The sequence below is a fragment of the Duganella sp. HH101 genome (genome assembly GCF_001758795.1).
GTDB classification, from domain to species: Bacteria; Pseudomonadota; Gammaproteobacteria; order Burkholderiales; family Burkholderiaceae_D; genus Rugamonas; species Rugamonas rivuli.
The window spans coordinates 192657-202185 of the sequence record NZ_LRON01000012.1 but is presented as its reverse complement, the minus strand read 5'-3'; the positions used below and the strand labels follow the sequence as shown (position 1 = coordinate 202185).

5 protein-coding genes and 2 rRNA genes are annotated in these 9529 nt (G+C 62.6%); 4 read left to right on the top strand and 3 right to left on the bottom strand.

Going from position 1 to position 9529, the window contains the following annotated elements:
- The 4 genes from DUGA2_RS19975 to DUGA2_RS19960 form a co-directional block, all read left to right on the top strand.
- A 23S ribosomal RNA gene (locus tag DUGA2_RS19975) occupies nt 1-506 on the top strand; the annotation flags it as partial.
- 130 nt (nt 507-636) lie between these two features.
- Nucleotides 637-749: ribosomal RNA gene (rrf, locus tag DUGA2_RS19970) — 5S ribosomal RNA — on the top strand.
- A 102-nt stretch (nt 750-851) separates the two neighbouring features.
- Nucleotides 852-2804 (top strand): serine hydrolase, encoded by a 1953-nt coding sequence (locus DUGA2_RS19965; RefSeq protein WP_229214730.1) that lies wholly within the window; start codon nt 852-854, stop codon nt 2802-2804.
- 126 nt (nt 2805-2930) lie between these two features.
- Complete coding sequence (locus DUGA2_RS19960; RefSeq protein WP_229214729.1) at nt 2931-6797, top strand: two-component regulator propeller domain-containing protein; 3867 nt, start codon at nt 2931-2933, stop codon at nt 6795-6797.
- A 17-nt stretch (nt 6798-6814) separates the two neighbouring features.
- Here DUGA2_RS19960 and DUGA2_RS19955 read toward each other — a convergent pair whose 3' ends face one another.
- From DUGA2_RS19955 to DUGA2_RS19945, 3 genes are all read right to left on the bottom strand, one after another.
- On the bottom strand, nt 6815-7156 hold the full coding sequence (locus DUGA2_RS19955; RefSeq protein ID WP_070271229.1) for a DUF1840 domain-containing protein: 342 nt from the start codon (nt 7154-7156) through the stop codon (nt 6815-6817).
- A gap of 145 nt (nt 7157-7301) precedes the next feature.
- On the bottom strand, nt 7302-7808 hold the full coding sequence (locus DUGA2_RS19950; RefSeq protein WP_070271228.1) for a hypothetical protein: 507 nt from the start codon (nt 7806-7808) through the stop codon (nt 7302-7304).
- A complete protein-coding gene (locus tag DUGA2_RS19945; protein WP_070271227.1) occupies nt 7808-9514 on the bottom strand; it encodes a M1 family metallopeptidase in 1707 nt (568 codons plus the stop codon). Before DUGA2_RS19945 ends, DUGA2_RS19950 begins: the two co-directional genes overlap by 1 nt.
- Nucleotides 9515-9529 lie beyond the last annotated feature (15 nt).

The window sequence follows — 9529 nt, the reverse complement described above, 5'->3', positions numbered from 1 at the left end:
TGGTTCTGTATGGAAGGGCCATCGCTCAACGGATAAAAGGTACTCTGGGGATAACAGGCTGATTCCTCCCAAGAGTTCATATCGACGGGGGAGTTTGGCACCTCGATGTCGGCTCATCACATCCTGGGGCTGTAGCCGGTCCCAAGGGTATGGCTGTTCGCCATTTAAAGTGGTACGTGAGCTGGGTTTAAAACGTCGTGAGACAGTTTGGTCCCTATCTGCCGTGGGCGTTGGAAATTTGAAGGGGGCTGCTCCTAGTACGAGAGGACCGGAGTGGACAGACCTCTGGTGTACCGGTTGTCACGCCAGTGGCATTGCCGGGTAGCTAAGTCTGGAAGAGATAACCGCTGAAAGCATCTAAGCGGGAAACTTGCCTTAAGATGAGATTTCCCAGAGCCTTGAGCTCTTTGAAGGGTCGTTCGAGACCAGGACGTTGATAGGTCAGGTGTGGAAGTGCAGTAATGCATTAAGCTAACTGATACTAATTGCCCGTACGGCTTGTCCCTATAACCTTAGCAGGTTATGGTGAATAAGAAGTACGTTGGAACGTTCGTTGATACAACAACTTCATTACCCCATTTACTTACTTCTCCAGATTCGGAGCGCCGCTGAAAGCGTCGCTCGTACAAGTCAATGCCTGATGACCATAGCAAGTTGGTCCCACCCCTTCCCATCCCGAACAGGACCGTGAAACAACTCTGCGCCGATGATAGTGCTGCAACCAGTGTGAAAGTAGGTTATCGTCAGGCTAGTTATATTAAAAAAGCCCCTTCCAGTGATCTGGTCGGGGCTTTTTTTCGTTCAAATGAATGCTAATATGGCAATTCCCCACTTGCCTATTGGAGCATGACATGCCACGTCCTTCGTTGATCGCAGTGGCTGTCGCACTGGCGCTGACCTCGTCCGCATATGGGCAGAAACTTGAAGCCGACACGGCACTGGTAGCCGGCGTATCCAAGATCACCGGCGCGCGCGACTGGAGCGTTCGCCAGGAAACCGGCATGATCGTGCTGGAGGCGCCCGAAGGCGATACTCGCTTGGTGATGGTCGAAGTCGCCGCTGCCGATGCATCGACAGCCACGGCGGCGGCATGGGCTCGCTACCAGCCCAGCTTCAAGCGCACCATCAAACTGGTGACGGTGGAGCAGGCGATCAACGGCTGGCAGGAACATAAAGCGACCAACTACGAAACTTCTCCCAGCGAAAAAGCGGTCATCTATGCCGAAGCCTTCCGCGATGGCGACAACTGGACGGTGCTGCTGCTCGACGGCAGCGAGCAGACCGTAGGCAAGCGCGATGCCGCCCTCGACCTTGCACAGCAAAGCCTGCGTCCCAAGAACTATGTGCCGGAATCGTTTGCCGGCCGCACGGCCCATCCACTGGATGCCGCGCGCCTGCAGCAAATGCATGCCTTCCTGCAGGAAGCGATGAAAACGCTGGGCGTGCCCGGCCTCTCATACGCACTGCTGGATCACGGCAAGATCGTCTTCGAAGGCGGCCTCGGCGTGCGCGAACTGGGCAAGCCGGCCCTGGTCGATGCCGATACCTTGTTCATGGCCGCGTCCAACACCAAGGGGATGAGCACGCTGATGCTGTCCACGCTGGTCGACGAGGGCAAGTTGAAATGGGACCAGCCGGTAACGGAGGTCTATCCCGCCTTCAAACTGGGCAGTGCCGAAACCACGAAAAAGGTGCAGGTAAAACATCTGGTGTGCGCCTGCACGGGCCTGCCACGCCAGGATCTGGAGTGGATCTTTGAATTCAAGAACGCCACGCCGGAAACCTCGCTGAAGCTACTGGCCACCAACAGCCCGACCAGCGGCTTTGGCGAGGTCTACCAGTACAACAATCTGATGGCCTCGGCCGCCGGTTACATCGGCGGCCACATCGCGTATCCGAACCTGCCGCTGGGCGCGGCATACGACGAGGCGATGCAGACGCGCCTGTTCACGCCGCTGGGCATGCACCACACCACTTTCGATATGGCGCGCGCCCTGCGCTCCAACCACGCCAGCCCGCACGCCTACAATCTCGACGGCAAGGTCGAAGTCTTGCCGATGAATTTTAATTACTCGGTGGTGCCGCACCGACCAGCGGGCGGCGTATGGACTTCGGCACACGACTTGATCCGCTATGTCCAGCTCGAAGCTAATCTCGGCAAACTCCCGGACGGCAAACAACTGGTGTCCACCGATGCCTTGCTGGCGCGTCGACAGCCGCAAGTGGCCGCCGGCGAAAACCGCAGCTACGGCATGGGGCTGTCGCTGGAGACGGCCTGGGGCGTGCCTGTCGTTTATCACGGCGGCAGCATGTTCGGCTACAAGAGCGACATCTACCTGATTCCCGGCGAGGGTACGGGGGCGGTACTGCTGACCAACTCCGACCAGGGACGCATGCTGTTGCGCCCGATGTTGCGGCGTTTGATGGAAATCCTGTACGACGGCAAGCCGGAGGCGCTTGCTTCAGTGCACAACGCCGCCGAGCGCGGCGCGGCCGAGCGCAAGGAGGAGCGCCGTTCGACCTCGCTGCCGCCGGATGCACGCGCCGTCAAGGGACTGGCCCAGCACTACCGCAGCGCTGAGCTGGGCGACCTGAGCGTACGCCGCCAAGGCAAGCAGCTGCTGTTGGATTTTGGCGAATGGCAGACCGCGGCCGGCACGCACAAAAACGAGGACGGCAGCATGTACTTCATGACCAGCTCCGCCGCCTTCTCCGGCCTGGAGCTGGTGGTGGGCAAGCGGTCCGGCAAGCGAACGTTGACCACACGCGACGGTCAGCATGAATATATCTTTACTGAACGGTAGCAGAGGTCAGCCCCGTGGTGAATTCATGGGGTTTTTTGCTGTTGTGCATTAGAATGGGTCGCATCTCGGAGATGCTGCCCTATGCCTGGTTACGCAATACGTTCAGTCCATTTATGCGGCTTGCTCTTGCTGGCGTTGCTGTCCATCGCGCGCGCCGCGCCGCTCAGCCTGCGATTCGAACACCTCGGCGTCGAACAGGGGCTGACGCAGGAATCGGTAACAGCCGTGCTGCAGGACCGCCACGGCTATATGTGGCTGGGCACGCAGGCCGGCCTGAGCCGTTACGACGGCTATCGCATGACCGCGTTCAAGAACGATCCCGCCAATGCCCGCAGCCTGCTCGACAACTATGTGCACGCGCTGTACGAAGACGGCAACGGCAATATCTGGATCGGCAGCAAGGGCGGGCTGGACCGCTACGATCCGGCCACGCTGTCCTTTGTGCACCAGCTCAGCCGGAGCGGCAACCTGACCGTGTTCAGCATCGTCGGCGACGGCCAGCAGGGGCTGTGGCTGTCCACCAGCGACGGCCTGCAGCACCTCGATATCGCCAGTGGCCAGGTGAAGACCTTGCGCCACGCGGCGGCCGATGCCGACAGCATCAACGACGACCGCGTCAGCGCGCTGGCGCGCGACAAGTCCGGCAATCTGTGGGTGGGCACGGCCAGCGGGCTGGAGATGCTGGCGGCCGGCGGCCGCAAGTTCCGTCATCTGAATCCGCTGGGCGGCTCGGCGCCGTCCAACAATATTCAGTCGCTGTCGATAGGCGCGGATGGCGTGGTATGGGCGGGCACCATGAACGGCTTGCAGGCCTGGCGCCTGGGTGGTGATGGCGTCGAGCGCATTCCGCTGGAAGCGGCCGATGACTTGCGCGAGCAGCGCATCACCGCGCTGCTGCATGACAGCGACGGCGTGCTGTGGGCCGGCAGCTTTGCCGACGGCTTGAAGCGGCGCGATCCGGTCTCGCGGCATTTCTACACCTACCGTCACAACAGCCAGGACCGCCACGGCGTCGGCGACAACCAGATCAGCGCGCTGTACCAGGACCGCACCGGCACGCTGTGGGTCGGCAACTGGTACACCGGCCTCGACTGGGTGGACCTGACCAGCGGCGGCTTCGAGCGCTACACCGAATATCCGGGCGTGATGCCCAGCATCAGCAACAACAAGGTGCGCGTGATCGCTGGCGCCGGTCCCAACAAGTACTGGCTGGGCACGGGCAATGGTTTGACGCTGCTCGACAGCGTCACCGGCGTCACCGAGGTCTGGCGCCACAACGAACGTGATCCGTCCAGCCTGCCTGGCGACCAGATCCAGGCACTGCAGACCGACAAGCGCGGCCGCCTGTGGGTCGGCAGTTCGACCGGCCTGGGTTGGCGCGATGCGGCCGGCGGCCCTTTCACGCGCTTCGTTCTGGACGCCGCGCCCGCCGCGGCGACGATACAGCGGATACTGGTCGACCGCGCCGGCGCCATCTGGGTGGCCTCGCGCGCCGGCTTGCACCGCATTGATCCGCAAACCAGCGCGGTCCGCACCTGGCGCCATGACGCGGCCGACCCCGACAGCCTGGATGGCCGCATCTATTCGCTGATGGAGGACCGCCAGGGCGTGCTGTGGGTGGGCACAGAAAACGGCCTCGACCGTTTCGACCGCGCCACCGGCAAATTCCGCCACTATCGCCACACGCCGGGCAAGGAGGACAGCCTCAGCCACAAGCGCGTGCACTACACCTACGAAGACGACAAGGGCCGCCTGTGGATAGGCACGGCCGCCGGCCTGTGCCGCGCCGAGCAGGGCGCCGACGGCGAACTGCATTTCCGCTTTATCCCGACCAGCGCGGCCCACGCGCCGGATCCGATCGGCGCCATCATCAGCGACGAGCGGGGGCGGTTGTGGATCAGCAGCACCTCCGGCCTGACGATGCTCAATCCCGACACCGGGGCGTTCAAGGAATACACCTCGCGCGACGGCCTGATCGACGGTTCCTACTTCATCGGCTCCGGCTACAAGGCGGCCGACGGCACGCTGTTCTTTGGCGGACTGTCCGGCCTGACGGCGTTCCAGCCCTCGCGCATCCACGACAACCCGCACGCGCCGCCGGTATCGATCACCGATTTTTCCATCTTCAACCAGTCCATCCTGACCGGCGAGCCGCGCAGCGATGTGCTGGCCAAGGGGCCGATCTACGAAGCCAGGACGCTCAAGCTGAGCTATCGCGATGCCGTGTTCTCGTTCGAATTCGCCGGCCTGCACTACGCCGACCCGGTGCGCAACCGCTTCGCCTATCAGCTGGAAGGGTTCGACCCGCAGTGGGTGACGGCGGACGCCGGCAAGCGCTTCGCCACCTACACCAATCTCGACCCCGGCCGTTACGTCTTCCGCGTCAAGGCCGCCAACAAGGACGGCGTCTGGAGCAGCGAGCCGGTGGCGATGGAGGTGATCATCGCGCCGCCGCTGTGGAAGACCTGGTGGTTCCGTCTGCTGGCGCTGAGCCTGGCGTCGGGCAGCGCGTACCTGCTGTTCCGCATTCGCATCCGCATGCTGGTGCGCCAGAAGCATGCGCTGGAGGCGGAAGTCGGCAGCCGCACGCGCGAGCTGGTGCAGCAGAAGGAATCGATAGAACGGCAGAAGCGCGAAGTCGAACGGCAGAAGGAAAGCGTGGAGCTGGCGCACCGGAATATTTCGCTGCTGTCGGATATCGGCCGCCGTATCACGGCCAATCTCGACAGCGAGGCCATCATGGCCATGCTGTATCAGCAGGTGCATGCGCTGATGGACGCCAGCGTATTTGGCATCGGCATCTACCGGCCCAAGGAAGAGTTGATCGAGTACCCGTTCGCGATGGAGAAGGGCAAGCGCTACGCGCCCTACACCCGCAGCATGCGCGAACCCAACCAGCTGGCGGTGTGGTGCATCACCCATGCGCAGGAAGTGTTCATCAACGACCTGGAGCAGGAATACTCGCGCTACATCGAGCACCTGCAACTGGTGTCCGGCGCCGACGACATGGGCACGCTGGAAGACGGCTCGCTGCCGACCGAGCCGCGCTCGCTGATCTACGTGCCGATCTCGGTGGCCGGCCAGGTGCGCGGTGTGATCACGGTGCACAGCTACCGCGCCCACGCCTATCAGCGCATCGACCTCGACATGCTGACCACGCTGGCTTCCTACGTGGCGGTGGCGTTCGCCAACGCCGATTCCTACCGGCAGTTGCGCGACACCCAGCAACAACTGGTGGAGCGCGAGAAATTGGCGGCGCTGGGCTCGCTGGTGGCCGGCGTCGCGCACGAGCTGAACACGCCCATCGGCAACAGCCTGGTGATCGCCAGCACGCTGGAAGACAAGACGGCCGAGATCGAACTGCGCCAGGAACAAAACCAGCTGCGCCGTTCCGACCTGAAGAGCTTTATCGATGCCGCGCGCGAAGCGTCGACGCTGCTGATGCGCAGCCTGCACAACGCGGCCGAGCTGGTGAACAGTTTCAAGCAGGTGGCGGTGGACCAGGCCAGTGCCAAGCGGCGCCATTTCAATCTGCACCAGGCCAGCCAGGAAATCGTGACGACGATGAAGAACCAGATCCGCAAGGCGGGCCATCAGGTGGAGCTGGAAATGCCGGACGATATACAGATGGACAGCTTCCCCGGCCCGTACGGCCAGGTCATCATCAACCTGATCAACAACGCGCTGCTGCATGCGTTCGAGGGACGCAGCGGCGGCGTCATCAAGATGTGGGCGGTGCGGCTGGGGGCTGAGCAGGTGAGGATAGTGTTCCAGGATGACGGCCGAGGTATACAGACCGAGCATCAGGCGCGTATTTTCGACCCCTTCTTCACCACCAAGCTGGGGCAGGGCGGCAACGGCCTGGGCCTGAGCATCACCTACAACATCGTGACCTCGCTGCTGGACGGCAGCATACGCGTCGACAGTGCGATCGACGTCGGCACGCGCTTTACGATAGATCTCCCGCTCAAGGCGACGCTGGCGGGAGACTAGCGGCTGAGCCTAAGGGCTTAGACGCCCCAGATGATGCTCTCGTTTTCCTGCTTGGCCGAGCGCAGCATTTCCAGCAGCGGGAAGGCGCGCGCGGCAAAGCCTACGCGCTGCATCACGGCGTGCTCCGCCGTTTCGCCGTCTTCCTTCTCGTGGGTGTGGATGTCGTGCTCGACATCGCTTTCCGGATGCAGCTTGCTTTCGGCAACCTCCTGTTCGAGCACCGACAGGGCCCGCGCCGCTTCTTCCGCCGTGATGACGCCGCGCGTAGGATTTTTGTGGAGCAGGTCCAGAATGCGCTGGGCATGTTCCTGATACATCAGGACTTCGGGACTGGATTTCGATTTAAAGGCGATTAACATAGAGAATGCTTTCTTAGTCTTGTAGTGGAACGGTATGCCGTAGTAGTGACATTAGGCTATTGGTGAAACTTTACAAGAGGCGCACCCATCTGTCTGAGCGGTAGCGCACATCGAATTAAGCACTTTCTAAGCCAGAACCGGCGTTTCAGTTCAATTTGAAGGAACTGAGGTAGGTCTCCACCGTGTCCTGCACGATATTCTTGTCCCTGCCCATGACGATGACCTGGTAAATCCGCTTGTCCCTGGCGATGAAATGGCCGATCAGACGCATCGCTTCGCCGTTCTGGCTGCCCTTGGCGTCGACGTCGAGCGTGGACTGCCTGCCGTCGGTGGCCGATTTATTGCTGGTGACGGTGGCGCCGATATTGCCGACCAGCGCGGTTTTCATGGCCTCGATCGCCGCCGGGCCCTGCGCCGCCTCCGCGACCTGGGCGCTGCCGACTGCGAAGATGACACCGTTCACGTCGGCCGCCGTCATTGTCATATTGACCGACACGGTATCGAGCTGGATGCTGCGGGTCTGGCTGGACGGCTTGCCGGGGAAAAGCACGGCGTACGGGGCGTCGTTGCTGCGGTAGTCGCGCCAGTCGTATTGCGGGCTGCAGGCCGACAGCGCGGCGGCCAGCATCAGCGCCAGGGAAATTTTCTTCATCAGGACTTGGCTTTCTTTTTGCGTTGCTCTTCCTGCTGCTTCCATTCATCGATATGGGCTTGCCGGCGCAGCACGCGGGAGTTCGGATCGATAGTGTATAGCGCTTGCGGCGGCAGCGTCAGCTCGCCCTGGCCGTCGGTCATCGGCAGCTTCTCGATGCGGTTATTGACCCGCACCTCGATCGGCATCGGGAAGGCGCCGCCGTCCTTCAGCTTCCAGCTCAGTTTGAGCTGGTTGCCATGGCGTTCCTCGACCAGCTCCGGCAACGCCGCGTGGTACAGGTAGGCGTCGAAGAACCAGCCGAGGTCGCGGCCGCCGGCCTCGTTGGCGATGGCGATGAATTCCCTGGTGCTGCTGTAGCGCGGTTCGAAGTTGCCCGGCTTCGGCGTGTCGGTGCCGTAGACCATGCGGCGCGTGGCGCGGAAGAAGGCGTCGTCGCCGATCAGGTTGCGCAGCGTGTGCAGGATCAGCGAGCCCTTGGTGTAGATGTCGTTGCCGGGGCCGCCGCGCGCGTCTTCGTAGACGTCTTCGATGCGCTTCGATTTTCCGCTGACGACAGGCACTTTGTTCAACAGCGACTTGCGCTGCGTGAACAGCTCGGCCTGGAACTCGCGCTCGCCGCGCAGATGCTCCAGATACAGCGGCTGCATGTAGCTGCCGAAGCCTTCGTGCAGCCACATGTCGTCCCAGTCGGCGTTGGTCATCTGGTTGCCGAACCATTCGTGCGACAGTTCGTGGTGCAGCAGCCAGTCATAGCCCAGCGGCGACTTGGTGTAGCCGTTGCCATAGGCGTTGATGGTCTGGTGTTCCATGCCCAGGTGCGGCGTTTCAACCACGCCCATTTTCTCGTCGCCGAACGGATAGGGGCCGATGCGGGCCTCGAAGAAATCGAGCATCGGCGCGAACTCGGCGAACAGGCCGCTGGCTTGTTTCTCGTGGCCTTTCAGGTACCACATGCGCAGCGGGATCTTGTTGCCGTAGCGGCTGTCGTAGTCGCCGGACAGCATTTCGTAGGGGCCGATGTTCAGGGCCACGCCGTAGGTGCTGGGATTTTTTGCGCGCCAGTTGTAGGTGCGCCAGCCATCCTTTTCTTCCATGCCGAGCGCGACGCCGTTGCCGGCCACCACCAGCGGCGAGGGCACGCTGATGTGCAGGTCGATCAGCTTGGGCTTGCCTTGCGGATGGTCGATGCAGGGCCAGAACAGGTCGCAGCCTTCGCCTTCGACGGTGGTGGTAATCCATGGCTGGCCGTCCGCCGTTTTGCTCCACATGAAGGCGCCGTCCCATGGCGCGTGCGAGGCCACGTGCGGCACGCCGTGGTAGCGGATGCGCACGGTGGTGCGGGCGCCGGCTGCCAGCGGCGTCGGCAAGGTCAGGTAGAGGCGGCCGTCCGGGTTGCTGATCGCCGACGGCGCCAGCGGCACGCCGTCCACGCTGGCGAAATCGATGGGCAGGTTGCGGTCCAGTTCGACCGCGATGCGGGTCAGCGGGGCGACGGCGAGGAAGGTTAGCGCGGCGTCGCCGCTGATGCTTTGGCTGGCGGGATCGACGCGCAGCGCCAGGTCGGCTTTTTCAAACGTGACGGCCAGTTGTTCCGGCGCGCGCGGGCTGCCGGAGTTGGCGGTGAAGTCGGTCAGCGGAACTTGCGTGGCGGCGCAGCCGGCCAGCAGCGCGCTGGCGGCGAGGTAGAGGGGCAAGCGTGTCATCGATTTCCCGTGGTT